This is a genomic window from Paenibacillus sp. FSL K6-0276 (assembly GCF_037977235.1).
In the GTDB taxonomy this organism is placed as follows: domain Bacteria; phylum Bacillota; class Bacilli; order Paenibacillales; family Paenibacillaceae; genus Paenibacillus_AQ.
Window position 1 is genome coordinate 5,422,074 of the sequence record NZ_CP150276.1, and the last position, 26,967, is coordinate 5,449,040.

The window sequence follows — 26,967 nt, forward strand, 5'->3', positions numbered from 1 at the left end:
AACCATTCATATGGTTTAATAATGCGCGCAGATCTTTCAAATCATATCTATGGGTTAAAAAAAGACTAACAGCCTCTCTTACGAGAACCATTAGTCCTATCTATTTCTATTTATTAACACAAGCCATCGTTATAATAACTTTGGCTTGCTTAGTATGTGGTTTAGGGTCTAGGGATCGTTACAATAAACTGGGTTCCTTCTCCGACTTTACTCTCCACTTCAATTTTACAATCATGTATCTTTAGAATTTTCATCACAATGGAAAGTCCAAGTCCATTCCCTTTAAGAGCGCTGCTCCGCGCCTTCTCCACCATATAGAATCGATCAAAGATAAGCGGAAGTGCTTCCTCAGGTATGCCTTTTCCAGAATCTTTAATATATACCTTCACAAATTGCGCGGACATCTCAATTTCAACATGAATGGTGCCCTCTTGCCCCGTATATTTTATGGCATTATTTATTAAATTCTGCCAGACCTGATCAAATAAATCTTTATCCACCGTAATCCCGCAAGGTAATAAATCCAATTCAATCATAATATCTTTCCGTGCCCACTGAGGTTCCGCTAATACGATCGTTCTTCTTAATTGTTCGTCTAATTGGAATGTGGTGAGATTAACCGGATGGTGTTCCGAATCGAGTGAGGCTAATCGGAGCAGATTATCACTAAGTCTAGATAGGCGCAATGTTTCCTCATAGATAATATCCAAATGCTCTTTTTGCTCTTCTAATGGGATGACACCATCTTGCAGCGCTCTTGTAAACCCTCTAATCGATGTAAGTGGTGACTGCATTTCATGGGAAACATTGCTGACAAAATCGTCACGAACAGAGTCCATTTTCTGCAGCTCACTTGCCATACGATTAAAGCTCTCCATCAGTTCACCAAATTCATCTTTATTACGATAAGTCAATCGGACAGATAAATCGCCTGATGCCATTTCCTTAGCTGCAACAGTCAGCTTTTTGATCGGCTTCACAATGTACCCGGACATGAACAGGATAAGCAAGCTTCCGATGACTAGTACAGCTAATAGTGTAAACAGGAGCGTAATTCTCACCCCCCTTACAATCGATGAAAAATCAATTTTGATAATGAATGCACCTTTCTCATCATCTATCTTGGGAATCCCTACGATAGCAAGTCCGCCCTTACCAGATAGAAAAACCGCATCCGTTGTGTTTGTATTGAATAAGGTAGATATTTTTTCCTTATCTAACGAAAAGACAGCGTCACTCGGCTCATTAACGATTGCTATATCTATACTAAATCTATTAAGAAGATCTCGAAACGCATTTACTTTTTCCGGGTCATCTATTAGATTTATCACCTTTGCTATATCTTCAGCAATACTAATGAACATATGGTTTGGGGTATTATTGTTCTCTGAAAACTGCATAAATAATATAAAGGATAAAATTAAACTGGTTAAAACAATACCAATGAATGTAGCAACGATTCGAAGACGCAGACTTTTTCTCACCATCTAGGCTAGCTCCAGACGATATCCAAGTCCTCTTACTGTAGAAATGATGAACTGAGGGATAGGCTCAAGACGTTCTCTTAAGCGTTTGATATGCACATCAACCGTCCGCTCATCACCTTCATAATCCATTCCCCATATATTTTCTATTAGCTGAGTACGTGTGAAGATTTGCCTTGGCGAACCCGCCAAAGCAAATAACAATTCACATTCCTTCTTTTTTAATTCAACCGTTTGATCGGCATTAGTTACTGTTAGATTCCCTAGATCAATCGTTACTCCCCCTAATTGAATAACATTCGAAGGGGTCACATGATATCTCTTCAATAACGATTTCACACGCAGAACCAATTCTACGGGATCAAACGGCTTTACCAAATAATCGTCTGACCCTGCGTTAAATCCCATGACTTTATCCTTAGACTCTCCTTTGGCTGTAACCATTAGGATCGGCATATCGATATAAGATCGAATATCTTCTGTCAGTTCGATACCATCTACATGCGGCATCATCACATCCACAATTGCTAAATCAATTTTCGTATGCGCTAGAATGTCTAATGCAATTTGACCATCTTCCGCTTCCACTACGGAAAACTGTTCTTTTTCAAGATATAATCGTATTAATTTGCGGATATGGGAATCATCATCAACCACTAGAATTGTGCTCATACATCCATTTCCTTTCCAACATTGTATTTATTCGTATCGTAGAGATTCCATTGGATCCAGCTTAGCAGCCTTCGATGAAGGCATCAAACCAGCGATGATACTAATCCCTGTACTTACAACTAATCCGAATACGATATAAGACCCAGATAAGTTAATAAGCTTTACTCCAAAGGCATTCTCCAGAAGTATATTTAACCCAAAGCTAATGATCGCTGCAAAGATTATCGCGAAAATACCACTAAATATTCCCAATAATGCAGATTCGGAAAAGAATATCCGCTTGATATCTTTCTTTCTTGCTCCAATCGCACGCAGGATCCCAATTTCCTTAGTCCGTTCCACTACACTAATATAAAGCACAACCAATATCATAATCCCTGATACAATGAGCGAAATCCCTGCAATACCAGATAGAACGATAGTAGCCATATCCACATAAGTCGTGATACGCTCCATGATTGCTGCCGTTTGGGAGCCTGAGAAGCCCGTATCAACAGCAGCTGCATTAATACCATTCACATATTTCATATCGGTTGCAAAAGCATTAACCTGAATCGGGCCAATGGTAATCCCTTTATCAGTATACATATGCTCTAGTGTCTGTGTTGGAATATATCCTGTTGGCGCCATTTGGGCTCTTGGATCCGTTGTTTCATAAATACCAGAGATAGTAATTTCTTTTTCCAACGTTATCGGTTTATGATGAGCATCCATTTCATTAATATACAGATGAATAGACTTCCCTACCATAGATTCCGGTTGGTCAGTTCCGCTTAATTGACTTGCCGTTTTCATTGGTAATAACATTTCATTTTCTTTCGGTAAATCCCCTACTTTAATCGTCTCTTTATCAAACGTGTCATTTAAGGTGGTTAATTGTGTGATACTACCCGTTTGTTCTCCAAAAACTGTAGTAGATTTGCCCGTAATGGTTGTTATGGTCTCCACATGATCTACATTTGGAAAGTTACGAATCGTTTCAACATCGGCCTTTGTAAACGTGACGCCTGGTAACATCATCGCTTCTGGACCTTTCATGTCCTTGGCTTCTGGATTTGGCTTAGTGATATCCACCAGTAAAGGGTCCATACTTGAATTAATTTCATTATTAATATAGCTCGTGATCCCATTTCCTAAGGAAAGCATCAAGAGTACACTCAAAATACCTATCGATCCACCCAATGCTACCAATACATTACGTTTGGCGTTGAGCTTCATATTTTGAAGGGCCATTTTGAAAGAAGCAAGTAAACTGAGGTTTCGGGCTGAACCATCTCCCCCATCGTAGGTAGCCATGGAACGTTCCTTCAAATGAATATCGTCTTTAACCAATCCCTCTTCAAGCTTAACGATACGGCTACCGTAATCAGCTACTTTTTGCGAGTGGGTCACGGTAATGACCAAGATTCCTCTTTTCGCAATGCTGTCCAACAAAACTAAGATTTGATCGCCTGTATCTTTATCCAGCGCACCCGTAGGTTCATCTGCCAAAATAATGTCTGGATTATTCGACAATGCGCGTGCAATGGATACCCGTTGCTTCTGTCCACCGGACAGTTGATTCGGACGTTTTTTCAGATGATCCTTTAATCCTACCTCAGTCAAAATCTCTATAGCACGCTTATTACGTTCCTTCTCGCTTGTATTCGTCATCTGCATCGCAACCGTAACATTCTCCAAGACTGATAAATGGGGAATCAGATTGAAGTTTTGAAACACGAAGCCAATATTGTTCTTGCGATAATCATCCATTTCCTTTTCGGTCATCTTGCTTAAGTTCTTTCCGCGAACAAGGACATCGCCCTCATAATCAGAGTCCATTCCACCAATGATATTCATTAGTGTGGACTTACCGCAACCAGACTCACCGAGGATGGAGACAAATTCACCTGTCTCAAAGCTTAAATTCACATCATGGAGTACAGGAACCTTTTCTTTACCATACAAAGTATACGATTTTTTTACATTCTTAACCTCTAATATTTTCATTCCGTTCTCTTCCTCTCCTGGGTCACGCTCTTTGTCTCTTCCTTTGATGTTTCCTATCCTAACAAATGTATGTGAACTGATAATGAACTTGAGAACTCATCATCTTGAGACAATACATTTAAGGAGGGAGTTGTAACTACGGAGAACATTTGGACTTCCGGCCGCTGTTGTCTCCAAATTCCCTGAATTGTACCGCTGTTAGTGGATGAAATTCGGAGACAAAGGCGGTCGCTATCGCTCCTTCAGTTCCAAATTTCCCCTTCGTAACTCTCCTCCGTTTATTTTCAGATCAAGTAATATAAAAAGGCGAACTCTCACTCAGAATGGAGTGGAATTCGCCTTTTTCTGTTAGGCACATTTTATATGTATTTAGTGAGTCAAATTAAAAGCTAATTGCCCAATTTCTTTACCTGCGTAATAAACGATATCGAAGATTAGCACTGCTAAGATAACTTTCGAGAGCAGCGGATGCTTCTTAAATAAAGGCTTTATACTCTTCTCTATGAACTCCATTCATGTCCCTTCTTTCTTTAAGCTAGCGCTCTTTTTCGTATCAGTCTAATTTGACCTCTATGATTGATTTCATCTTCGAATACGTGAAACCACATGAAATAGTAGTTGGCTGGCTTGTTATACCAGAATGCCTCTTCTGTATATAACCAGTCGTCATCCACGGTTGCGAACAATTCATACGTTCTTTGTCTTACTTCATTTAGTCGGTCCAAATAATAGCTCAGATTATTCCCTATAATAATCGTTCTTCCTTCGTCTCCTAGGTTCAGTGCTGGCCCCCATATCGATATCTCTTCTTCGGTTAAGTCTCTTCCTTCAAACGTGGCCACTTGATACGCATATTCTACTGCAGCATAGTGCAATAATAACGCTCCAATAGAATTACTCTTTGAATCCATTAAAAAATCTAGTTGGTCTACGCCCAGATCCTTAACATCCTCTAATGTTGTGTGTCTTGCGTAGTTCATCATAGATAAAAGACGACTGATTTGTGGGGAGTAACCGGGGATATCTGTTATCAGATATATTTTGTCCATGTTGATCATAATAAGTTTCTCTCCTTCATTACTTCGGAATAATAAATCTAACAAAACTATGTATTGTTCAGCTCAAAAAGACTCCATTCTGACAAGTCCCAGTCGCTTCCCTTCCACGATTGCTTCGGACCTAGAATGTACACTTAACTTCTCGAAGATTCTCTATACCCTTTACTTGCTAACGGGATAGTTACTCTACCTGTTCCACAGGCCAAATCAATGATAGTGCCTCCCAATGTTGAAGCCCATTTCAATAAAAAGGGTAACTCCTCTTTGTGCATTTCATTTTCTTGATCATACAAAATAGGATCATCATATTCCTCGGAATTGCTATGTCTATTCTCCAATTTCACTTTCCCCTCAATTTCGCCTACGCTAATCAGGTACATCAGATACCATTATCATAATGCCATTTGTATATAAAGTCATTATTTTCCAAAACAAATCTCCTACCAAAAAAAGAATGCCCTACAGCCTTTTCCTTCATGGCCATTAGAACATCCTCTTTAATGATACCTATTTACACGCCTTTACTATACATAGCTGCTCAGGCTATTCTTCCCACTAATCGATGCTTCCTTCGTATTCTATTTGATCACACTACTCGATTTCGCTTCCCTAATTCTTGGTTCCAGTTGTTCTGGCTATTGTCGTAATTTATTCAATTTGAATCGATACGCAATGTACGGAAGACCTGGGAAGACCAGAATAATCAGTGAGGCAATGCCTAGGAACAAACTAATGTCCCCAACAATCTCAGGCAACCACCCGTTCGCGCTTAAGATTCCAAGGATTATAAAGACAATCATAGCTATAAGTAATGGCAAAGCCGCAGTGACCATCGTCTTCTTTTCACGTTCATATTTGTCGATCAGAGTTCCTGTGTCCGTATAGATAGGTGCTGTACCAGCGGCTGCCCGAAAGATATGAAAGCCATCTCCGGCAGTACAGACATAGGTCCATCCGGCATCTTCAAAAATCAAATAATACTCTTCATCGACATTCATTTGAAAATCCACACTGTACACAAGGTTTTGTGGCTCGCCTTTTCTTAGCTTATAACCAAAAGGTGCAAAGCTCTCCAACAGCCAGCCCTTCTTCGCATACTTACTCAATTTCTTCATATCACCTTTTTCCGTAAAAGCTAAGCCCCCGCTAGTCACATATTTTGTATTCTTCATGCCTATTCCCCACCTTTATTTGAGAATTTGTTCTGCATGTCTAATCATTTCTTTTCTGCGTTCCACTTCTTTTCTTAAAAGTTCAATCCCTTTATCCGTTGCAATATATGTCTTTCGTTTATCATCATTCTCTTCTTCTTTAAAAAGCTCGATAAATTCAGCGGCTAACAGCTTCTTGATCGTCGTATACATGGAAGCAGGCCCAATTGAAAATTGGTTGTTCGTCATCGTTTCGATCGATTTCATAATTAAATACCCATGCTTCGCTTCTACCAAAGACAAGAGAATATAAAAGGCAGTGTCTGTGAGCTCTCCCATTTCCAATGAGTCTGTTCTTGACACTTCGTCACCTCCTTATATGTATCATTAAAAGATATATCATTAAATGAACTATATCTTTTAATGATACATTTGTCAACGGCTGGCATAAAATTCAAACAACCTTCTCATACTATGATGAGAATATGGAGGTGAATGTAATGCCCAAAAATGATGCCAGTCCCAAAGGAGCACCGGGAAAACATCAACCAAGTAAGAAAAACAATGCACAGAATAACAATAATTTCAACGAAGCGGCTCAGATGGTAAACATCGATAAAGCTGCTGATTATGTCCCTAGCTTAAACGGTGTCTCCAAAACCGATGTCTAAGTAACACAGCTAAACAAAAAACACTCCTCAGAATTTTCTGAAGGAGTGTTTCAATGCTATATGCGATACGTTAAGCCTACCACACCGTTGCTGTAAGCTTTTGAGTCCACAAGATGAAGAGAGACTTGATCCGTGACCCCGTCAAAAAGACGCATTCCAGAGCCAACGACTACAGGGCAGATATTAAGCCTAAGCTCATCTAACAGTCCGTTCTGTAGTAGGGATCGCACTAATCTTGGACTGCCAGGGATCTGAATGTTCTTTCCAGGCTGTTGCTTTAGCTTCGTAATCTCCTCGAAGAGCTTGCCCTTGATCAGTGTCGCAGGCTGCCATTCGAGCATGTCCTCCGTAATTGTACTTGAGACCAGATATTTGGCAGAATGATTTAGAAATCTTCCCATAGGTAGTTCATCACTCTGATGCTGCCAGAACTGGGCTAACATCCTGTAAGTACGTGGTCCAATCAGAACAGCATCTGCCTGTGCGACACCTGCCGCAATCGTCTCATTCATTTCAGCGTTGCCCCACTTCTTAGGTGAGGCTTCCAGCGAGTCTACCACCCCATCCAGCGACATGAATAATCCTGCCACAATCTTTCTAGTCGAAGTTTCAACTTCTTGCACATGTTGATCTACAGGCACGCCCATCGCTCCTTGTACCAGAAATGGATAATTAAATTCCGATCTGCAATATGTAAGACATTCTAGTTTATTTCAAGTTTTCTAACTCGACGGTTACTTTCTCAATCAACTTCACGAAGGAAGCTAGTTCTTGAGAGCCTTTAACCTGATCTCTGGAATACATGGAGTTGTGTTCCGAGTCTTTTTTCACCTTGGACAGAGTGGAATTGATATTATTCAGCTTCTCATCAATCGTTCCTAATGAATCTTTAGAGCGACGAGCTAACTTCCGGACTTCGTTCGCAACGACTTCAAAACCTCTTCCGTACTCCCCTGCTCTTGCAGCTTCAATCGCCGCGTTTAAACCTAAAAGATGCGTATGATCTGCCACTTCCCTAATCATTGTACCCACTTGATGAATTGACTCTACCTCATTGTCGAGATATAACACATTTTGATTCGTTTTCTCTTGATAATCAGCATTCTTACTGGCTAAATCCTCTATCGATTCACTGCTATCTTTTAGTTGAACCATTAAAGATACTAATTCTTGAACAGCAGAACTAACACCTGTAAGCATGTGATTTTGCTTCTCTAGTAAGTTTTCGATTTTTGCTTTTTCATCGACTTCGTAGGCTTCAAGAACCAGCTGTGAATCGAGATTGAACATCTTGGTTAACGCATGAATGACAGGTTGCCACTCGGTCGGTAATATCCGTTCAAAATGAGCTGTAGCGAGATCCAAATATAATATGTACGTTCCCAAATACCAATTTGTTGTCAGACCAATACGCGAGTGAATTTTACCTATAAGCAGTCGTCGTTCAATAAATGCTTCATCAATCACACCCGATGCTATGGATAAAAAATACCACTGTTGCGTTTCTTTCAATCGGTCTAGTGTACTGTGTTGTTCAATGATGTGGAGTAGCTCAGGTTCCTCTATCATCTGCTTATACAATTCATCTACAAGGGAGCTTACGATTAAGTTAAATTCTTTTTCCTTACTTTTCAATACATTTAAATCAGCCTCAGTAATCCCAATATAGCTAACTTGCTGTTGTCGTTCTGAACTAAGATTGATCATAATTTGATCAACTACCCTCTCATTCTGTTTATATAATGATCATCGCATCTTCCATGCCATCCCCTATGGCATCTATTTATCTTGATAACAAAGGTATTATTTGTATAAATTCTAACACTTTATTTACTTAAATAGTTTATTAATTTTACAAACTTTGTATTTCGTACATTATTCTTTAATCACACTAAAAAGAGGAGCTCCTATAAAGGAAGCCCCTCTTAAAATTATTACCCTACCCTACACTGCAACCACTTGTTGCAGCAATTCTATCGTCATCCTATCAATGAATTTCCTGAATTTCTCTTTCCCTTTGGCGTTAGCCTTATAGTAATTAATCAATGACAAAATCACTGGAATGAGTTGATCTTCAGTAAGCCCTGATCTAAGGGATTGTGCGATTGAAGTCTTAAGCCCTTTAGGTCCACTTGAATTGGAGGCGCAACTGCGATTCTCGTTATCTCTTCCATATCCTTATCTCCGTCTCCATTCCTCTACCGATTTAGTTACGGATCTTCACACGTTGCAGACGAAGTGCATTAAGAACAACGGAAACTGAACTGAGAGCCATTGCCGCACCCGCTACCCATGGAGCCAAGAAACCAAGTGCTGCAATCGGAATGCCAAGTGAGTTGTAGCCAAGTGCCCAGAATAGATTTTGTTTAATATTAGTCATCGTTTTACGGCTCATGTAGATGGCATCTGGAATACTGGATAGATCGCCACGCATTAAAGTAACATCCGCAGCTTCCATTGCCACGTCCGTACCGGTACCAATTGCCATCCCAATATTTGCAGTAGCAAGGGCTGGAGCATCGTTAATGCCATCACCGACCATGGCTACTATCTTCCCTTGCGCTTGTAATTTTTTCACTTCCTCCGCTTTTCCTTCTGGAAGCACTTCAGCGCGTACATGATCAATACCAACTTGGGCTGCGATTGCCTTTGCCGTACGTTCGTTATCTCCGGTAATCATGATGACCTGGATTCCCATTCCTTTCAAGCGACTGACAGCAGCCTGAGAGGTTTCTTTAATCGTATCTGCTACAGCTACCATACCCACGTACCCTTTATTTATAGCAACAAGCATCGCTGTTTTTCCGGATTCTTCTAGAGCAGACATAGTGTTATAGGCATGACTTGCCTCTACTCCGTATTTGTCCATGAGACGCCGAGTACCAATTAACAGCTCTTTGCCTTCCACGACAGCCTTGATCCCAAAACCCGGTATAGCTTCAAAAGATTCAGTCGCTGGCAATTCAATATTTCTTTCCAAGATGCCTGCGACAATAGCTTCTGCAAGTGGATGTTCTGAATTCTTCTCAGCTGCACCCACCAGTCTAAGAAATTCTGTCTCGTTTCCCTCGACCAAAATATCGGTAAGCTCAGGTTTCCCCTTTGTTACTGTACCTGTTTTATCTAAGATGATCGTGTCAATTTTATGCGTTTGCTCTAAATGCTCTCCGCCTTTGAACAGGATTCCCAGTTCAGCTGCACGTCCGGAACCAGCCATAATGGAGGTTGGCGTGGCCAGACCTAAAGCACAAGGACAAGCGATAACCAGAATGGCGATTGCTTTTTCCAAGGCCCCTGCAAAATCACCCGGTGTTACGAAGAAGTACCATACTAAGAATGCAACAACAGCAATCCCAACAACTATAGGAACAAAGATACCGGAGATGACGTCAGCGACCCGTTGAATAGGAGCTTTCGAACCCTGTGCTTCTTCTACTACTTTAATGATCTGCGCAAGAGCGGTTTCTTTACCTACTTTTGTTGCTTTGATTCGAAGTATACCGTTTTTATTAATCGTCGCTCCAATGACGGAATCTCCGGCTTTCTTTTCAACAGGGAGGCTTTCGCCAGTCAGCATGGATTCATCTATCGACGAGATCCCTTCCAGAACTTCACCATCCACAGGTACTTTATTCCCTGGACGAACAAGAACTATATCACCTACAATAACTTCCTCTACAGGAATGCTTAATTCTTCACCGTTGCGGACAACCAAAGCCGTCTTGGCTTGCAGTCCCATCAAAGATTTAATAGCTTCCGATGTCCGTCCTTTTGCCAAAGATTCGAACAATTTTCCCATTAGAACTAGAGTAATCAATACTGCACTCGTTTCATAATACATTTCTGGTCCATGATGCGCGCTCCCACCATCGACAGCCCAAACAATTGTTAGATACAGGCTGTAAAAAAAGGCCGCCGAGGTCCCAAGTGAAACTAGAACATCCATGTTCGCACTGCCGTTACGTAGCGCTTTATAAGCACCGATGTAAAATTGTTTTCCGATATAAAATTGAACCGGTGTTGCCAAAATCAATTGGAACCATGGATTCATAAAGAGATCAGGCAGCCATATCCATAAAGTGAACGAAAAGTGGCTCACCATCGCCCACAGTAGCGGAAACGATAGGATTGCGGAGATCAGAAGCTTACGTTTTTGCTTGGATAAATCTTGTTGTCGCTGTTCCGCTGGGTCACCTTGCTCTTGTTTGGGAATAGCCTTGTATCCAAGCTTCTCCACCCGCTTCTGCATGTCAGATATAGAAACTTCAACCGGATTATATTCGACATGAGCCGCTTCCATCGCAAAGTTCACATTGGCCGTGCTTACGCCCGGCAACTTATTCAGAGTCTTTTCAATTTTCAGCGCACAAGCAGCGCATGTCATACCTACCAGCTGTAAATCTACAGCTTCTTTAGCTGTGCTATACCCAAGCTTCTGTATACTTGCTTCCATCTTACTTACGTCCACTATGTTCGGATCATAAGTCACTGTGGCCCTTTCCATTGCAAAGTTTACGTTGGCTTCTGCTACACCTTCTAGCTTGTTCAAACCTTTTTCTATGCGGTTTGCACAAGCAGCACATGTCATCCCTGTGATTTGTAGTAACGTTTGTGATTGTCCCGCCCCAGCAGTAGTCATTATATAAACTCCTCTTCCACTTTTGTTATGATTTCTATTGTTTGTATCATCCTCTTCTTGATGTTAGTATACCCCCCTATCCTATATTACGTCAAGCGACAAGCTCTACTCAATGCACCTAAAAAGGAGCCCTCTCAGTAACAGAACTCCTGTTTCTGAGAAAACTCCTTCTTAAATTCATCCGCTTAGAAGAACACTTTGCTAGGTTAAGCGGCCATTTCACGACAAATTTTCGCACAAGCGAAACATAAAGCTTTAGCATACACTCTTCAATACACGCTTTGTAATTTTGATGTGACATCATAAGAGCTCCTCTCAAGAGGTGTATTAGGATAGTCCCCTACTCTATACTATATTTGACGCAAACAAAAAAGGATTCTTATGAACCCTTTATATTATCGATTATTTTATTAATTTATTGATCGTCACTAACAATTCATCTAGGACTTCGTTCTCGCCTTCTTGGATACGTTCCACGACGCAACTCTTCATATGATGCTCTAACAAAAGCTTACCTACGCCATTCAAAGCAGATTGGACCGAAGAGATTTGATGCAGCACATCATCACAATAGGTGTCTTTTTCGATTAATCCTTTTAGTCCTCTTACCTGTCCCTCAATTCTATTGAGTCGGCTAACTAGGTTTTTTTTAGTCTTCTCAGAGTGATGACTTTTTCGTTCACCCGTGCTACATGATTCGTGCTCGTGCGTATGATTTTCCATGTACCAATCACTCCTTTCCTCATAGTTTTATTATACTATAGCCCTCCTATTCTATACAAAATTTTAAATGATGATTAGACTTTCATATCCTCATGGGATATAGCCGAAGTTTCAACTTGAATAGTAGTATGCTGAATTTTAAAGCGATCCGCTATTAACTGAATGGCTTGCTGAAGAATGCGTTGATCATCTGCCTGATCTTCGATTAAGAGATGACAGCTGAGTGAATCTAAGCCCGAAGTAATCGTCCAGATATGAAGATCATGAACATTTATAACGCCCTCGATATTTTCTAGAACTGCCTTCACCTCAGATGGATTGACTGTAATCGGTGTGCCTTCCATAAGAACATGAACGGTATGTTTGATGATTCCCCAAGCTCCTCTAAGAATTAATAGAGCAACTAGTACACTTATAATCGGGTCTGCAATATACCAGCCAAAAATCATCATAACTAAACCTGCGACAATGGCCCCTACCGAGCCCAAAGCATCGCCAAGCACATGAAGATAAGCGCTACGAAGGTTAATGTTATTCTTTACATCCCCTTTTCTCATAAGAGACCAAGCGCTAGCGACATTGGCTAAAAGACCTATACATGCAATCAGCATCATAGAACCACTTGCAACCGTAGGCGGCTCGAAAAATCGCCCATAGGCTTCCACGATGATAAAACCAGCAACTACAAATAAAGTGACCCCGTTCAAGAGTGCCGCCAAAATTTCAAACCGATGAAATCCATAAGTTTTATTGGGAGACGCTGGTTTAGTTGCAAACCAGACCGCTACTAGACTTAGTGCTAAGGAGCTTGCATCGTTTAGCATATGCCCACTGTCCGATAGCAGCGCTAAGCTGTTGGTAATCAGTCCGCCGAAAAACTCCAAAAACATAATTCCAACCGTAATTATTAATGCAATCAAAAGCCCTTTTTTGTTTCCACTAGGATCAAAATGATGATGACCGTGAGGGCCATGCGAGTGATCGTGTTCTTCATGAGAGTGATCGTGGCTACCGTGATCGTGATCGGAGTGTTGGTCGTGTACGTGCTCTGCCTGATGATTGTGATTATTCTTCTTGTTCTTCATGATTTACCTCCTATTCGCCCTCAGCAAGATAGTATTTGTATGCGCGCGCAGTGGTATTCAAAAAATCCGGATCATAATAACATATGAACAAGTGCTCATATGTTATTATGATCTGGATTTTTCTTCTTGTCAATAACGAACCTGAGGGTATAGCCTCAACTAGAAGTGTATAATTCTTGTGAATCTTGAAAACACAAAAAAACATCTCTATACAATTTCTGTATAAAGATGTTTTAGATTATCTTTCACTTCTTAATCTTAAATAGAAATCGCTGCTTCTAGAGCAACTTCCATCATGCTGTTGAAAGAATTTTGTCTTTCTTCTGCCGAGGTTACCGCGTGAGTGACTAATGAATCTGAAATGGTAAGAATACATGCCGCTTGTTTACCTAATACTTTCGCATTGTGGAACAATGCATAGCTCTCCATTTCTACACATACACAGCCATGTTCATTGTAAAACTCATTGTGGCCAGGCACGTTGTCTTCATGATAGAATACATCGCTGGAATGAATTCTTGCAGTCAAAATTGGCTTGTTAATACGTTTAGCTGCTGCTTCAATGACTTCGTTCAATTCTTTACTTGGCAGCTGCACGTCTCCTTCTACACCACTTTGCACATAGGCGTATGTAGATTCACTCCACGCACTATCCGCTAGCACCACGTCAAATAAATTCAATTTATCTGTGTAGGCACCTGCGCTACCGATGCGAATGATGTTTTCCACACCATAATTTTTGTATAGTTCATAAGAATAAATACCGATACTTGGCATTCCCATTCCCGAACCCATTACTGACACTTCTTTACCTTTGTAAGTGCCTGTATATCCAAACATATTCCGTACCGTATTAAATTGGGTTGGGTTCTCCAAATAGGTTTCTGCGATATACTTCGCTCTTAAAGGATCTCCTGGCATTAATACTGTTTTGGCGATTTCACCATTTTGTGCTGCATTGTGCGGTGTTGACATAATTTATTCCTCCTATTTTTGTTACTCAACTACTATCTTACTATACCATCCATGAATTTAAATATACGTTTAAAATATTCTTTTGTTTCGACAATAAAAAAACAGATGCTTTTATCTTTGTTTATTGGAACTGTTACTATCCCTGAATTAATCCAAATTAATATGCGTCGCAAAGAGATCTTCCCGTTTGTATTGAAGCCCCAACTTAAGTACAATACTTTTTATCGGTGCATAGGCCGTCCCATCATATGTAAAAACTTGCTTATCTCTTAAATCAACAGTTGCTGTTTTCCCGTTTAAGGTGAGTTTAACTGTCCCAGATTCAACTTTAATACCTGCTCCAATCCCATTCGCCAGATCCTTAAGAGAACAATAGACCAATCCATTCTCTCCTTCAAAAGACGGTTGTTTTGTATACTTGATTGGTTTCCCTTGATAACGGATCTCGAGCGGTCTTACAAATGTAAAATATTTATCTTTATCTGCGACGTCAATGATGTATTCTTCCTTGTCGTCGTATGCCTCAATAAGGTCTTTGGTGATAATTCCCGAAAGAATTTCATATGTTCACATTTCTTATATAGAACTCATTACGTGATGAGAATGGCCTATATTGAAGTACGGTATTTGACTACCAAATTATGTTCTGGGGTGCTGTATCACGATAGGGCAGTTTTATCTTTCGGATGTCTTTTTGTTTATTAATATCATAAATGCGTAACTGTTCCTCTTCATATGGATGGTTCGATTTCTCTTTATTGTAAGATGCCTCGAAGATGGCTAAATATTTATGGTCAGTTGAGACAGTTACATCTCGTACAAAAGTATAACGTTCGGATATTTTTTTCACCTTATTGTTATCGGTACTGATAATGTAGTCCCAAACACGACATTATCATTGATTGAAGTGCTCTCATCCGATTTGAAACAGTTATTACCGCGATTACATAAATTCAAACTTTTTGTACTTAGCAACCCTTCTGAGTTAAAAGGAACTGTTACCACATATAAAGAGTTCACCCATATTAGTGCCTGAGTATGTATAATCCCAATAATCCATCGTTTTATATTTCTCTTTCGTTTTTATATCAGTAACATAGGAAAAAGTGATAGGCGGCAGCTTCTTTTGCAAAGTGGACTCTCTTAATAACTTTAATTCCTTAGTTCCATAATTGAACTCATACAATCTCTCACGGTCTATCCCATTATCCTCAAATGTGTGCCACTCATTCACTACCTTTTTTTATAGGATTGGCCTTTATATAAAGGCTATGTAACCACCTACATTCAAACATATAACCCACCTTTTCTTTTTTATTTTACAAAATCACCCTTTTGGAATATTCCTTCAGCAACTCTATCATAATTCCTTGTTTATTCCAGTGACTGAATTTCACCAACTCAGGCGAATGGTCTAGCATTGAATAAATACTAGAATTGAGGAGTGCGTATCAGAGTCAACTAAACGAGAGGTGATAATAAAAATAAAGGGTTCCACATATTAGTCTTACCTAATATGTGGAACCCTTATTTGATTCTTGTATCGATTAATTGCGGATCAGATAATCAAATGCACCTAAAGCTGCAGTTGCACCAGACCCCATCGAAATGATGATTTGTTTATAAGCACTATTAGTGCAATCGCCAGCAGCAAAGACTCCTGGTACGTTGGTGGCGCCATGGCTATCTACAACAATCTCGCCTACACGAGTACGTTCAACCATGTCACCTAACCAATCTGTGTTTGGAACCAGACCGATCTGTACAAATACACCCTGCAATTCAATATGGTGAGTTTCTTCTGTCGCACGATCGATATAAGAAATACCATCTACCTTATCTGTTCCGGTAATCTCTTTCGTTTGCACGTTCTTAAGTACAGTAACGTTAGGTAAGCTGTAGAGACGGTCTTGCAGTACAGCATCAGCTTTGAGCTCTGGAGCAAATTCCAGAACCGTTACATGCTTCACTATACCCGCAAGGTCAACAGCTGCTTCAATCCCTGAATTACCGCCGCCGACAACGGCAACATCTTTACCTGCAAACAAAGGACCATCACAGTGTGGGCAGTAGGCTACACCTTTATTCTTGAATTCAGCTTCACCAGGCACACCCATATTCCGCCAACGAGCGCCTGTCGACAGAATGACCGTCTTACTCTTTAGAACAGCGCCGTTCTCAAGTTCAACTTCAATCAAGTCATTCTTGTCTAAACGTGTAGCACGCTGTAATTTCATCACATCAATGCCATACTCTTTCACTTGCTCTTCGAGTTTAGCTACGAGCTGAGGACCTTCAATGTAATTTACACTGATAAAGTTCTCAATGCCAAGCGTGTCGTTAACCTGTCCGCCTAAGCGTTCAGCAACAATACCTGTGCGAATCCCTTTACGTGCCGCGTAAATTGCTGCACTTGCACCTGCTGGGCCACCGCCAACAACAAGCACATCATATGGAGCTTTATTGTCAAATTCTGATGCGTCCACAGTACTACCCATTTTAGCTAGAATTTCTTCAACCGTCATACGACCACTTTCGAAGAATTCACCATTGAGGTAGACGCTTGGTACAGACATAATCTCTTTGCTTTCTACCTCTTCTTTGAATACTCCACCGTCAATCATCGTATGGGTAATACCAGGATTAAAGATACTCATTAGGTTCAATGCTTGTACGACATCAGGGCAATTATGACAGCTCAGGCTGATATAAGATTCAAACTTGTATTCGCCACGAATGCTTTTGATCTGATCAATTACACTTTGCTCAACCTTAGGAGCTCTTCCGCTAACCTGCAATAGTGCCAATACTAATGAAGTAAATTCGTGCCCTAACGGAGTTCCAGCAAAGGTTACGCCTGTATCTTCACCAACACGGTTTACGCTAAAACTTGGGGTTCTAGGTAATTCAGTTTTTTCCACTGTAATCCTAGTTGACATTATAGAAATTTCATCAACCAGTTGGGCCATCTCTTGAGATGCCTCGTCAGCGCCTGCACTGACTTTCAGTACTACATCGCCTTCCAAGAGTTCTAGGTATTGGGCTAGTTGAGCTTTGATTTCTTGATCTAGTTTCATATAGCTTTCGCTCCTTAAATCTTACCTACAAGATCGAGACTTGGTTTAAGTGTTTCAGCACCTTCAGACCATTTCGCTGGGCAAACTTCACCTGGATGATTGCGTACATATTGTGCTGCTTTGATTTTGTTAACAAGAGCACTAGCATCACGACCAATGCCACCAGCATTAATCTCAACCGTTTGGATAATACCGTCTGGATCAATGATGAATGTACCACGATCAGCAAGACCGTCAGCTTCAATCAGAACATCAAAGTTACGGGAAACTACATGAGAAGGATCGCCGATCATAATGTATTTTACCTTGCCAATGGCTGCAGAGCTCTCATGCCATGCTTTATGTGTAAAGTGTGTATCTGTAGAAACGGAATATACTTCAACACCCAATTGTTTCAGTATTTCATATTGGTTCTGCAAATCTTCTAGTTCAGTTGGGCATACGAATGTGAAGTCAGCTGGGTAGAAGCAAACTACACTCCATTTACCTTTAAAGTTTTCTTCTGTAACATCGATGAATTTCCCATCTTGAAATGCGCTTGCTTTGAATGGTAGGACTTCTGTTCCGATTAGTGACATATTATTTAAATCTCCTTTAAGTTTTATTTTTTTAGTGAATAGAATATTCAAGATCTGCAATCATCACATATCTGAATACTATTTATAATTATTATAATTAACCAAATTAAGGCCTGTCAAGTTATTTATAATAATTCTAATATGATAATCGTTGTCAGTCATCAAATGTTCATAGAAATTCCTTTCTTTCGGATTTAAACAAACATTGTAGTTAGAATATGGTTCGAACGCATTTATTAACTATTATGGTTTAGTTCACGCGTTTTATGTAGTTCATTTACTCCGATTCGTAATCATCCACGATTAGGTTAACTATATTAAATGATTCTGCGGCTGCTTTTGGGTTGGAATTTTTATTTCCATTGTATGTGATCAGCGCTTTCCACAAAGCCCACCCTCTTGCTCTGTTCCAAGTCTCTTCATCCATATTTAATACATCCTTGAATACCTTTCTACTATCCTTATCAAAAAAAGTCCAAGCCATTGCCGCATCACAAGCAGGATCGCCTACACCCAAGATTCCGAAATCAATGACTGCACATAGCTTTCCATCTTTAACTAGTAAATTCCCTAGTGCGATATCTCCATGAACCCAAACTGGCTTGGAGTTCCATTCAGATTCTAGTGCCAGTTCCCACATTTCTTGTATTATGTCTTCATTAAAAATATCTTTATTATGCTCAATGGCATGTCTAGACTCTTCATCATAAACAGCTAAAGATCCGCCTCTAAAGAAATTATGCTCTCCTGCTAAAGGTCCCCCACTAGCATCAATGGATTGTAATTCTAATAAGAATGCCCCCAAATCTCTTGCAAACTGATTAAGATCATTAATATTTTGGTGTGTTAATGTCTCTCCTTCTACCCACTTATTGATAGACCAAGGCAATGGATATTCTTCGTTAGGCTTCCCTTTGGCTAAGGGTACTTGAATAGGTAACGTGAGTTTTTTACTTAATATGGGCAACCATAGTTGCTCTTTCTCTACTTGTGGAGCATAAGCTGCTGCACTTGGTAACCTCACACTCATATGTTCACCTAAATGAAAAGTTCGATTATCATTCCCACTGAATTTTACAGGTCTAATCTCTAAATCGGACCACTCTGGAAATTGTTCATTTATTAATCTTGCAACTAAATCGACGGTTATTGTATTCATAAAACACCTCTCTACCATAAGTTTTACTAGCCATTTTCAGAAGAGACATCTACTATTATGTTAGCCTTACTGTTGTCTGTATGCAAACTATACAATTAGATCAGCCAGAAAAGGCCATGGATTTAAAGAATATTGTGCACTACTGTTTCATAAAGGCACCTTGTTAAAGGATGCCCATGGGATTCTAATTCAACAAACGGAGAATGTACAGGCAGCGCGCCAGATTCGGTTCACCAATGCTCAAGAGATCATTGAAAAAGAAAACATCATAAAAGACTATATTTATGAAGCCATTGAAGTTGAAAAAGCTGGTTTGGAAGTGGAATTTAAAAAGAATACAGATTTCATCATTCCTGATGAATTTCAAAATAAACTCGATGAAATGCCTGCCTTGAAAACTGCTTTTGAAGCCTTGACACCCGGGCGGCAAAGAGCTTACCTTCATCATTTTTCTGAGCCTAAGCAATCCAAAACTCGAGTGTCTAGGGTTGAAAAATGGATGCCACAAATTCTGGGTGGAAAAGGATTAAATGATTAGGAGCTTTTTAATAGGAAGAAGCAACCTTAGTACGGTGGAAATTCCGAACTGAGGTTGCTTCTTCTCTTTTAAATAAGACAGACTTTATTTTACTTCAGGTAGGTTCCTGTCACTCCAATTCCACCGCTACCGTTCAATACATATACCCGTGCGTTTCCTTTTCCGGAGCAGGTTATTGTGATCGCACCATTGGTAACGGTTTTGGTATCGCCAGTCACCGCATCCACGTAGGTTCCGTTCGGAATTCCGGTAAATGTCGCATTTCCTGAGATCGTAACTAATGCAAAGCTATCGATCCCTTTGGAGCTGTCGGTGTATCTTCTTTTAAATGCCAAATCACCTGATACATTTTCTGTGGAATACTGGCCTTTTTGCAAGGCTGGCACAGCTCTTCTTATTAAATTGAGTTGTCTGATATGTTTGGCCAAAGGATAATTCAACGAATCGGCAAGAGTGCCGGTAGCATTGGTATATTTACCGTAACCTTGAACCGTAACACTACCCTCAATGTGATCTCCGAAGTAAGCACGCCCGGTTGAGCTGAGCGGTGCATTTGGACCTACATCGATGACTGATCCTTTTTTGAATTCAACTTCAGAACCATAGTAGATCGCAGGTATTCCTCGGAAGGTGAACATCAGAGCTAGATTCTCAGCCCATGTGTCTTGTGTCCCTGCAAATCTTTGATTTTCTGGTGCTTGGTCAGGTGCATAGTCATGAGAATCAATATAAGTTACATTCCAGGTAGCATCGTTATAGAATTGATCACCGCTCTTCATACTGAATGCTTCCTGTGCAGTCTTGAACGCCCAATGCATCGGAAAGTCAATAACGTCCATCCCCGATTTCATCGAATAGTCAGGCGCGTGATAATTATTACCTATTAAAAAAGCATTGTTCGAGGTTGGCTGCCCTGCTGTAGTAGAGTTATCTGCCCACTCTTGTTCCACAGACAGCTTGTTGGATTTTGTCCATCACCCGGATAGGCTTTCGAGCTTTTCCATGTATAGAATGGAGTCGATATTGCCGGAATCCCACTGTTCCATACATCTCTGTACCGAGTAGCCACTTCACCAAAGACAAAGAAGTTTGAGCCCCCTCTTGTTTTCCAAGCAGGAACAAAGTACTTGTTAAAAATATACCGGCTCACATGCTTCACAGTATCGACCCGGAAAGCATCAACACCCATATCAATATACTGATTATAGCTGTCAATTAGATACTGATTAACTACTGGATTTTCCGTATTCAAGTCCACAGCATCTCCTGCAATCTGTCCTGTCTGTACGGTGTAAGATTCCCAGGAAAGACTTTTTTCGGTATGGTAAATGTTATTGTTGGTCTCCGCATTTTTCATGATTGCGAGTCTTACCTGATATTGCTGATCAGGGGTCATAGTATCATAGTTAGCTGGCAGCTTATCCGTAATTTTGATCATGTTATTCACGGTGTCCGCTGCAGTTGGATCTTTTTTGAACATAGGCAACAGATTCTCTTCCCCAAAATTACCGGTATGATTCACGACGACATCCTGAATAACCTTTATGCCTTTGGCATGAGCCGCATTGATCAATTCCTGATAAGAGGCTCCCGCTGATTCATACCTTGGATCTACTTTGGCAAAGTTTATCGCATGGTAACCATGATAATCATACCCGCTGGCATTCTGTACAACTGGCGTAATCCAAATGGCACTGAATCCGAGGGCTTTGATGTAGTCGAGCTTTTGGATCAGTCCCTTAAAGTCACCTCTCCAAGCTGGGTCTGAATCCGGATTTCCTGCCTTGGCATCCTCCCATGAATGCACATTGTTACTAGGATCACCATCATAGAATCGAGAAGTAATCACGAAATAAATGGTGTCTTCACGGAAATCGCCTTTATTTCCAATCGTGTAGATAAAGCTCTGTTTCGTTTCATTTCCGGCACCATCGATTACTAGAAATTTCAGTGTCGTCGTCTTGTTAATAAGAATGGACGGTCCTGGCAGAGCAGTTAAAGCATTTCCAGAGATATAGACATTTGAGTTAGTCGTTGGCTCCGTACCATTATCCGTGTAGTATGCTGTGGTCGTTGCCGCTTTGTTATCTTTTATATTAAAAGATACGGTAACCGCAGAACTTGAATTCCCAACAGGCAAATTTGCTGTTATGGTTGGGGCTTGCAGGTCGATGTTTAGGTCAATAACATATGCAAAAGTGCCTACATTGCCTGCTTGACCGATGGAGTTAACACCAAAAGCCTTGATAGTCATAGTAGATGCTACTTGGATTGGAGTGGTGTACAAGGTAGAAGATGTCGTAGGTGTCGTCCCGTCTGTCGTATAGTAAATTTTATCGTCGCTATAAAGACTGGAAAGCTTCACGGTTTGGGCAGAATCATATGTTTTCGGCGCTAGCGAGACTGAAATCACGGGAATCTTCGGAATGTCCGGATTAGCGTCAGACCACACGTTATCCGCGGAATACCAGCCCTCTTTTACACTGCGGGACAAGTCGGCCGTCTGTTTGCCGTTGCCATCATTAAAAATAAGGCTTGCACCAGTGGCGTTGGCAATAGTATAGCTGTACCAGTCGTTCCCGTCCGATTTCATCAGAATTCCTGGCCAAGCTCCACTTGTTGGAACAGTTGACGGACTCAAATTCCAATAATGGATTCGGATCTATGAACTCCAGCTTGATGGTTTTTTAAAATGAACCGTTAAGCCAGCCGAAGTAGGTGTTGGAGTAGGCGTTACTGTTGGTGTTGGCGTAGGAGTCACTGTTGGCGTTGGTGTTGGTGTTACGGTTGGTGTTGATGTAGGAGTCACTGTTGGCGTTGGTGTAGGAGTCACTGTTGGTGTTGGTGTAGGAGTCACTGTTGGTGTTGCGTTGGTGTTGGCGTTGCCGTGGCTAAAAGGGTCACATAGTCGATATTGATATTTCCAGTATCATCGGAGTCATATTTGTAAGCGATCGTATTATTTCCTGCCTGCAAGGAGAGCGTTTCTGTTTGATCACCCCATGCATCCCAGTTTGCTAAGTTGGCCAGAGTAGTCTGTTTTACCTTTGCTCCATTAACATAAATGGAAACTTTCTTGGCACTGCCGGTCGCATTGGCGTAGTGGAGCGTGGCATTATAAGCACCTGCAGCGGAAGGCTGAACATTGAAGGTCGTTGTTGCTCCTGTGGTTGTATATCCATCAACAAAACCGGTGCCAGTATATCCGGTGTGATTCGTATTTATTTTTGCGCCACCTGACAAGGCTGCGCTCTCAGCTTCATATTTCCCAGCAACCGGAATAACTACCGTCCAGTTCTTCCCTCCGTTGCTGTCCCAACTATCCGTCGGGGCTGTGATGTGATAACAATAAATGAGTGTGGCTCCCTCTTGAACATTGAGGTTGGCCGTAAACGTAGTCCCATTTTTGGACATGACCGTATCCGTGATATTGGTCCAGTTATTCGTGGTCCAATGCAGTGTTACAGCAGATGCTGTGGAGTTTGTATAGGAGACTGTATAATCAGTGTTGCTGGCTGAAGCCCCGCCGGATAAACCGAATAAACTAAAGATAAGCGAAAAAATGATCAACCAAGAAACAAACCGCCTAGATTGTTTTCGTACCAATTAAATAACCTCATCCTTAATTTTAAGTGCAAATTACGTTGTGCAAACGTTTGCAAAATGAGAAAAAAAGAAATAATCTAACTTTTCCAATCTCCTCCTTCTTGAAAATCATGGAAAAACCTCATTGTATGCGTTTACAAATAGGACTATTGAGAAATCCTCAGGTTACAGATAGCTCCATATCTAATGAATTTTCCCTGTTTATGATTATAGGCTCCAACCTTTTCCGGGTCAATGCATCTTTTAGGCTAAAACCATAAAAATTTAATGGTCTAAATACGTAAGTTCAATCGTTTTCATAAAGACTGAATCCACTAATAGAAGCAGCGGCAGTCTTTTGAGTTAATGTCCCCCTTGACTACCGCTGAAATGATGGAACTAGCGTGTTATTTTAGCAGAATCTCAAACAATAGTCTCCATTAGAAATTCGATCACCGGATAAGAGATCATATGCCGATCACGGTAAATCGAGGTAATAGCATCTGGCCGTGTGCTAAGGATTCCCTTCTGTAGAAGGGCTGCTTGAAAGCCTCTTTCTAGTGCACCGTTAATAGTAAAGGTTACACAATGTTCTGCGGCGAAGCCAGCAACGATGACGAATTCAACACCATGTTCACGTAGCAGCTGTTCTAAATCCGTTTTCCAAAAAGCATTAGAGAACTCTTTCCCCATCTGGATATCCGTCGGTGCTACTGTAATTTCCGGTATAATATTTCTTGCTTCTGGATCCGTATCCGCATCCGCCCCTTCCATGTCTTGTATATGGACGACGATTTGGTCTTTCGCACGAAGTAACCCAGACACATGATTAATGTATTCACAAGCCTCACTTACATTTAACTTCTCCATATGATTGTGTAAGAAAAGGTTTTGCATATCAATAATTAGGAATCCAATTTTTATTTTGAACTACCCCTTTCAGAACGAATATAGCTTCTATATTAATCTGGATGTAGATTCAGCTCAAGGAAATAAATAAATTAATCTGTTTTGTACGATGGCATCATACGTTACGCCATTCCTCTTCATTTAGTTCGTTGTTAATGCCCACCCCAGCTAATGAGCCCATAGAAGCGGCAATAATGGCTTGATGAAGATGTGTTGCTGCATCACCAGCACTAAAGACGCCAGGAACGTTCGTTTTACCGAGATTATCGACGATGACTGTTCCAGCTTCTGTGATCTCACAACCGATAGCTTGTGGCAAGTCTGATCCGATCATAAGCTTCGGTCTGAAAAATATCCCTGTACAATTGATACTAGTACTATCCTTAAGAACAACTTGCTGCAACATACCCTCGTTAGATTCGATCGACTGAATCGGTGAGTCAAAGACAGGAATGTTATGTTGTTGAAGTTCCTTGCGTTGTGCTTCCGTCAAGTCATCAGGTCCATTAGTACATATGGTAATGTTATTCGTCCAACCAGATATCACTTGGGCCATATGCGTTGCATCGGCTCCCTTAACAATTACGACAAGCGGTTGATCTCTTAGTTCCCATCCATCACAATAAGGGCAGATAAAGGCGCTTCTACCATACACATCTGAGAGCCCCTTAATATCCATCGGAAGATCCTTCATCCCTATGGCAAAGAGCAGTTTTTTGCTTCGATAAGTCTGACCCTGAACCGTCGTAATTTTAAAATCGCCATCGGTTCCCGTAATCGATATGGCGGTATCTTCCGAAAAGGTAACGGATGGATAGGCACTAATCTGTTCCTTGGCAATTCGCCTAAAATCGCTTGGACTTATACGATCTCTAGTAAGAAAGCCATGCGTTTTACGAGTAACCCTATTACGTGCGCGTCCTTCATCAATAACAACTACGTTTTTTCTTGCTCTGCCTAACACAAGAGCAGCATTTAGACCTGCCGGTCCTCCACCGATAATAGCACAGTCGTAAATCATTCAAATTCTCCCTTTCACTTTTCAATTTATATTATAGATATTAGAGACTTTTGTTATCTGTTATTATCCCAAAAAAAGAACGGATATCACTCCACTCCGTATTTATTAACGACTTTACGAGTCCATAATAACTTTAATATATTTAAAAGGCAAGGATTTATTCTATTCAATCATTACCCTCATTTAAATTCCTGCAAATTATTCAGTCATTTCATTCTTCCAAAGTTCTATTACTACATCGATCTATGAGTTAGGTGCCTTTTTTTCATGTCCAATCGTTTCTAGCCATAAGGTTTTCTTATCCTCTATCAAATCCGGGTTCTTCCTAATTAATTCTAAGGCTTTCAAGCCATATGCTTTGTTTTTTTGTGATGCAGTTCCTTCCCAGAAGAACTCTTTAGTGATGACCTCCCAAGCTGTTTTTGGACTTTCTAGTTGATTTTCTTTTAGGTATTGAACTGTTTTCACAGCCGCTTCTCCGTATTTACTCATAACAACGTCTCTGCTTTCTTTTGAAAAAATCTAGTAATAAGTCCTGTCTATTCCTTTCCCATATTCTTGGGGTAAGACAATATAGATAGTAGTATAGTCATTATAATGATCGTTACCCACAACAAAAAGTTCAAGATTTAATTAGTCTCCGAAATTCTTATACGCAGCTATCGACTTCCATATCAGCTCTTCATCCTTAATCCCATCATGAACAAATAACTTTAGTGGAAAAAAGATTCCTTCCATTATTGATAATCTGACGTCCTCCACAAATTGCGTGTAAGTGTATTCGCTTCTGATTTTATTGTTAATTGAATGAAAATAAAGATCAAAGATCCGTGAGGTCTCCTCACTGCCATAAAACAAATCATGGATAAATAGCATAACAAGATCCTCAGTACAAAGCCCAACCTTCACTGCTTCAAGATCAATGATGCATGGTTTTGCACTATTGAATACCGGATATAATAAATTGCCAACATTTAAATCTCCATGAATGCAAGTGGTATTCTGATATCTTGATATGCGTTTAATATGTTGTTGGGCATTTTCACGCAAACTAAATAAGCTCTTCTCGTATATTCGAAATTGTTCTTCCCCAAAGTTATAAGTCTGTTGCTTTCTAAAATCCAGATAATCTCTCTCTAAGTAAGTAATATGTATTAAATAATCTTCCACACTTTTTAAATGCTCCGGAAGAGCTAACTCGCTAGTCTCCCAAGATGCAGCATGAAACTGTGCGATCACTTCAATTATGTTAGCTAATTTTTCGGAAGCAATAGGCACTTCCCAATCGGCTAGATTGTTATGTGTCGGAGTCAGGTCTTCCATCAACAATATACCTTCTTGGCTGACTGTATCATACTTATTGATAAAAACTTTCGGAATGGATACTTCCTTGCTTGAGTAGTGGTTATAAATAATATTTTCATATGGAGTATACTTTGACATCGTGATTTTCTCTAATAATGACAAAATCTTATTGTCCTTCGTATATATTTCTATTTTATTGAGTACTGCTCGATTGCGAGCTTCGTGTTTTGTTCTTTTAATTTCAAGAATCTCAGGAATACCATGACCTCTTAATAGCTCTACTAATTGATCATCGGTTAGCGACATTTTCATTCTCCAATCTGGGTTGGATTTAACTGATGTAACATT

24 protein-coding genes and 2 pseudogenes are annotated in these 26,967 nt (G+C 40.4%); 2 read left to right on the forward strand and 24 right to left on the reverse strand.

Annotation, left to right across the window (positions count from 1 at the left end; all coding sequences use genetic code 11):
- Positions 1 to 161: 161 nt before the first annotated feature.
- From MHH52_RS25525 to MHH52_RS25560, 8 genes are all read right to left on the reverse strand, one after another.
- Complete coding sequence (locus tag MHH52_RS25525) at positions 162 to 1,487, reverse strand: HAMP domain-containing sensor histidine kinase (protein ID WP_340005135.1); 1,326 nt, start codon at positions 1,485 to 1,487, stop codon at positions 162 to 164.
- Positions 1,488 to 2,156: a response regulator transcription factor gene (locus MHH52_RS25530; protein WP_340005137.1), complete on the reverse strand. Its 669-nt coding sequence runs from the start codon at positions 2,154 to 2,156 to the stop codon at positions 1,488 to 1,490.
- Positions 2,157 to 2,183: 27 nt separating this feature from the next.
- A complete protein-coding gene (locus tag MHH52_RS25535; RefSeq protein ID WP_340005139.1) occupies positions 2,184 to 4,145 on the reverse strand; it encodes an ATP-binding cassette domain-containing protein in 1,962 nt (653 codons plus the stop codon).
- A gap of 369 nt (positions 4,146 to 4,514) precedes the next feature.
- Positions 4,515 to 4,658, reverse strand: a complete 144-nt coding sequence (locus MHH52_RS25540; protein ID WP_340005140.1) for a hypothetical protein — start codon at positions 4,656 to 4,658, stop codon at positions 4,515 to 4,517.
- A gap of 17 nt (positions 4,659 to 4,675) precedes the next feature.
- Positions 4,676 to 5,203 (reverse strand): DUF664 domain-containing protein, encoded by a 528-nt coding sequence (locus MHH52_RS25545; RefSeq protein ID WP_340005142.1) that lies wholly within the window; start codon positions 5,201 to 5,203, stop codon positions 4,676 to 4,678.
- Between the two features lie 134 nt (positions 5,204 to 5,337).
- Positions 5,338 to 5,541, reverse strand: coding sequence for a class I SAM-dependent methyltransferase (locus MHH52_RS25550; protein WP_313637851.1), 204 nt, complete (start codon positions 5,539 to 5,541; stop codon positions 5,338 to 5,340).
- A 297-nt stretch (positions 5,542 to 5,838) separates the two neighbouring features.
- Positions 5,839 to 6,375 (reverse strand): DUF2812 domain-containing protein, encoded by a 537-nt coding sequence (locus MHH52_RS25555; protein WP_313637850.1) that lies wholly within the window; start codon positions 6,373 to 6,375, stop codon positions 5,839 to 5,841.
- A gap of 15 nt (positions 6,376 to 6,390) precedes the next feature.
- A complete protein-coding gene (locus MHH52_RS25560) occupies positions 6,391 to 6,717 on the reverse strand; it encodes a PadR family transcriptional regulator (protein ID WP_313637849.1) in 327 nt (108 codons plus the stop codon).
- Between the two features lie 137 nt (positions 6,718 to 6,854).
- Between MHH52_RS25560 and MHH52_RS25565 the strand changes: the two genes are divergently transcribed.
- Positions 6,855 to 7,025, forward strand: a complete 171-nt coding sequence (locus MHH52_RS25565; RefSeq protein ID WP_313637848.1) for a hypothetical protein — start codon at positions 6,855 to 6,857, stop codon at positions 7,023 to 7,025.
- A 56-nt stretch (positions 7,026 to 7,081) separates the two neighbouring features.
- Here the strand turns inward: MHH52_RS25565 and MHH52_RS25570 are convergent, their stop codons facing one another.
- The 10 genes from MHH52_RS25570 to MHH52_RS25615 form a co-directional block, all read right to left on the reverse strand.
- Positions 7,082 to 7,666: a dihydrofolate reductase family protein gene (locus MHH52_RS25570; RefSeq protein ID WP_313637847.1), complete on the reverse strand. Its 585-nt coding sequence runs from the start codon at positions 7,664 to 7,666 to the stop codon at positions 7,082 to 7,084.
- Between the two features lie 67 nt (positions 7,667 to 7,733).
- A complete protein-coding gene (locus MHH52_RS25575) occupies positions 7,734 to 8,732 on the reverse strand; it encodes a globin-coupled sensor protein (protein WP_340005143.1) in 999 nt (332 codons plus the stop codon).
- A 499-nt stretch (positions 8,733 to 9,231) separates the two neighbouring features.
- A complete protein-coding gene (locus MHH52_RS25580) occupies positions 9,232 to 11,664 on the reverse strand; it encodes a heavy metal translocating P-type ATPase (RefSeq protein WP_340005144.1) in 2,433 nt (810 codons plus the stop codon).
- Between the two features lie 402 nt (positions 11,665 to 12,066).
- Positions 12,067 to 12,387 (reverse strand): metal-sensitive transcriptional regulator, encoded by a 321-nt coding sequence (locus tag MHH52_RS25585; RefSeq protein WP_313637844.1) that lies wholly within the window; start codon positions 12,385 to 12,387, stop codon positions 12,067 to 12,069.
- Positions 12,388 to 12,461: 74 nt separating this feature from the next.
- Complete coding sequence (locus MHH52_RS25590) at positions 12,462 to 13,472, reverse strand: cation diffusion facilitator family transporter (RefSeq protein ID WP_340005146.1); 1,011 nt, start codon at positions 13,470 to 13,472, stop codon at positions 12,462 to 12,464.
- A gap of 258 nt (positions 13,473 to 13,730) precedes the next feature.
- Complete coding sequence (gene deoD, locus MHH52_RS25595; RefSeq protein WP_340005148.1) at positions 13,731 to 14,447, reverse strand: purine-nucleoside phosphorylase; 717 nt, start codon at positions 14,445 to 14,447, stop codon at positions 13,731 to 13,733.
- Positions 14,448 to 14,594: 147 nt separating this feature from the next.
- Complete coding sequence (locus MHH52_RS25600; RefSeq protein ID WP_340005149.1) at positions 14,595 to 14,828, reverse strand: hypothetical protein; 234 nt, start codon at positions 14,826 to 14,828, stop codon at positions 14,595 to 14,597.
- A gap of 1,166 nt (positions 14,829 to 15,994) precedes the next feature.
- Positions 15,995 to 17,524, reverse strand: coding sequence for an alkyl hydroperoxide reductase subunit F (gene ahpF / locus MHH52_RS25605; RefSeq protein ID WP_340005150.1), 1,530 nt, complete (start codon positions 17,522 to 17,524; stop codon positions 15,995 to 15,997).
- Positions 17,525 to 17,538: 14 nt separating this feature from the next.
- Complete coding sequence (gene ahpC / locus MHH52_RS25610; protein WP_313637839.1) at positions 17,539 to 18,102, reverse strand: alkyl hydroperoxide reductase subunit C; 564 nt, start codon at positions 18,100 to 18,102, stop codon at positions 17,539 to 17,541.
- Between the two features lie 277 nt (positions 18,103 to 18,379).
- Positions 18,380 to 19,261, reverse strand: a complete 882-nt coding sequence (locus tag MHH52_RS25615) for an aminoglycoside phosphotransferase family protein (RefSeq protein WP_340005152.1) — start codon at positions 19,259 to 19,261, stop codon at positions 18,380 to 18,382.
- A gap of 76 nt (positions 19,262 to 19,337) precedes the next feature.
- Between MHH52_RS25615 and MHH52_RS25620 the strand changes: the two genes are divergently transcribed.
- Positions 19,338 to 19,799, forward strand: coding sequence for a YdeI/OmpD-associated family protein (locus MHH52_RS25620; RefSeq protein ID WP_340009825.1), 462 nt, complete (start codon positions 19,338 to 19,340; stop codon positions 19,797 to 19,799).
- Positions 19,800 to 19,888: 89 nt separating this feature from the next.
- On the opposite strand, the pseudogene MHH52_RS25625 reads toward MHH52_RS25620, so the two are convergent.
- From MHH52_RS25625 to MHH52_RS25650, 6 genes and pseudogenes are all read right to left on the reverse strand, one after another.
- Positions 19,889 to 23,063 (reverse strand): annotated as a pseudogene (locus MHH52_RS25625) (alpha-amylase family glycosyl hydrolase); the annotation flags it as partial.
- 153 nt (positions 23,064 to 23,216) lie between these two features.
- A pseudogene (locus MHH52_RS25630) lies at positions 23,217 to 23,405 on the reverse strand (hypothetical protein); the annotation flags it as partial.
- A 402-nt stretch (positions 23,406 to 23,807) separates the two neighbouring features.
- Positions 23,808 to 24,308, reverse strand: a complete 501-nt coding sequence (locus MHH52_RS25635) for an isochorismatase family protein (protein ID WP_340009827.1) — start codon at positions 24,306 to 24,308, stop codon at positions 23,808 to 23,810.
- A gap of 100 nt (positions 24,309 to 24,408) precedes the next feature.
- Entirely contained in the window at positions 24,409 to 25,314 is a 906-nt protein-coding gene (locus MHH52_RS25640; protein WP_340005153.1) for an NAD(P)/FAD-dependent oxidoreductase, read from the reverse strand.
- A gap of 243 nt (positions 25,315 to 25,557) precedes the next feature.
- The gene (locus MHH52_RS25645) at positions 25,558 to 25,806 is read right to left on the reverse strand and encodes a hypothetical protein (RefSeq protein ID WP_340005155.1); all 249 of its coding nucleotides are present in this window, start codon (positions 25,804 to 25,806) and stop codon (positions 25,558 to 25,560) included.
- A gap of 141 nt (positions 25,807 to 25,947) precedes the next feature.
- Positions 25,948 to 26,925, reverse strand: a complete 978-nt coding sequence (locus MHH52_RS25650) for a phosphotransferase (protein WP_313637833.1) — start codon at positions 26,923 to 26,925, stop codon at positions 25,948 to 25,950.
- Between the last annotated feature and the right edge of the window lie 42 nt (positions 26,926 to 26,967).

What these genes read in the sequence shown, in the direction of transcription:
- MHH52_RS25525 (WP_340005135.1), bottom strand. Translation starts at nt 1,487, where the DNA reads ATGGTGAGAAAAAGTCTGCGTCTTCGAATCGTTGCTACATTCATTGGT.
- MHH52_RS25530 (WP_340005137.1), bottom strand. Translation starts at nt 2,156, where the DNA reads ATGAGCACAATTCTAGTGGTTGATGATGATTCCCATATCCGCAAATTA.
- MHH52_RS25535 (WP_340005139.1), bottom strand. Translation starts at nt 4,145, where the DNA reads ATGAAAATATTAGAGGTTAAGAATGTAAAAAAATCGTATACTTTGTAT.
- MHH52_RS25540 (WP_340005140.1), bottom strand. Translation starts at nt 4,658, where the DNA reads ATGGAGTTCATAGAGAAGAGTATAAAGCCTTTATTTAAGAAGCATCCG.
- MHH52_RS25545 (WP_340005142.1), bottom strand. Translation starts at nt 5,203, where the DNA reads ATGATCAACATGGACAAAATATATCTGATAACAGATATCCCCGGTTAC.
- MHH52_RS25555 (WP_313637850.1), bottom strand. Translation starts at nt 6,375, where the DNA reads ATGAAGAATACAAAATATGTGACTAGCGGGGGCTTAGCTTTTACGGAA.
- MHH52_RS25565 (WP_313637848.1), top strand. Translation starts at nt 6,855, where the DNA reads ATGCCCAAAAATGATGCCAGTCCCAAAGGAGCACCGGGAAAACATCAA.
- MHH52_RS25575 (WP_340005143.1), bottom strand. Translation starts at nt 8,732, where the DNA reads ATGATCAATCTTAGTTCAGAACGACAACAGCAAGTTAGCTATATTGGG.
- MHH52_RS25580 (WP_340005144.1), bottom strand. Translation starts at nt 11,664, where the DNA reads ATGACTACTGCTGGGGCGGGACAATCACAAACGTTACTACAAATCACA.
- MHH52_RS25585 (WP_313637844.1), bottom strand. Translation starts at nt 12,387, where the DNA reads ATGGAAAATCATACGCACGAGCACGAATCATGTAGCACGGGTGAACGA.
- MHH52_RS25590 (WP_340005146.1), bottom strand. Translation starts at nt 13,472, where the DNA reads ATGAAGAACAAGAAGAATAATCACAATCATCAGGCAGAGCACGTACAC.
- deoD (WP_340005148.1), bottom strand. Translation starts at nt 14,447, where the DNA reads ATGTCAACACCGCACAATGCAGCACAAAATGGTGAAATCGCCAAAACA.
- ahpF (WP_340005150.1), bottom strand. Translation starts at nt 17,524, where the DNA reads ATGAAACTAGATCAAGAAATCAAAGCTCAACTAGCCCAATACCTAGAA.
- ahpC (WP_313637839.1), bottom strand. Translation starts at nt 18,102, where the DNA reads ATGTCACTAATCGGAACAGAAGTCCTACCATTCAAAGCAAGCGCATTT.
- MHH52_RS25615 (WP_340005152.1), bottom strand. Translation starts at nt 19,261, where the DNA reads ATGAATACAATAACCGTCGATTTAGTTGCAAGATTAATAAATGAACAA.
- MHH52_RS25640 (WP_340005153.1), bottom strand. Translation starts at nt 25,314, where the DNA reads ATGATTTACGACTGTGCTATTATCGGTGGAGGACCGGCAGGTCTAAAT.
- MHH52_RS25645 (WP_340005155.1), bottom strand. Translation starts at nt 25,806, where the DNA reads ATGAGTAAATACGGAGAAGCGGCTGTGAAAACAGTTCAATACCTAAAA.
- MHH52_RS25650 (WP_313637833.1), bottom strand. Translation starts at nt 26,925, where the DNA reads ATGTCGCTAACCGATGATCAATTAGTAGAGCTATTAAGAGGTCATGGT.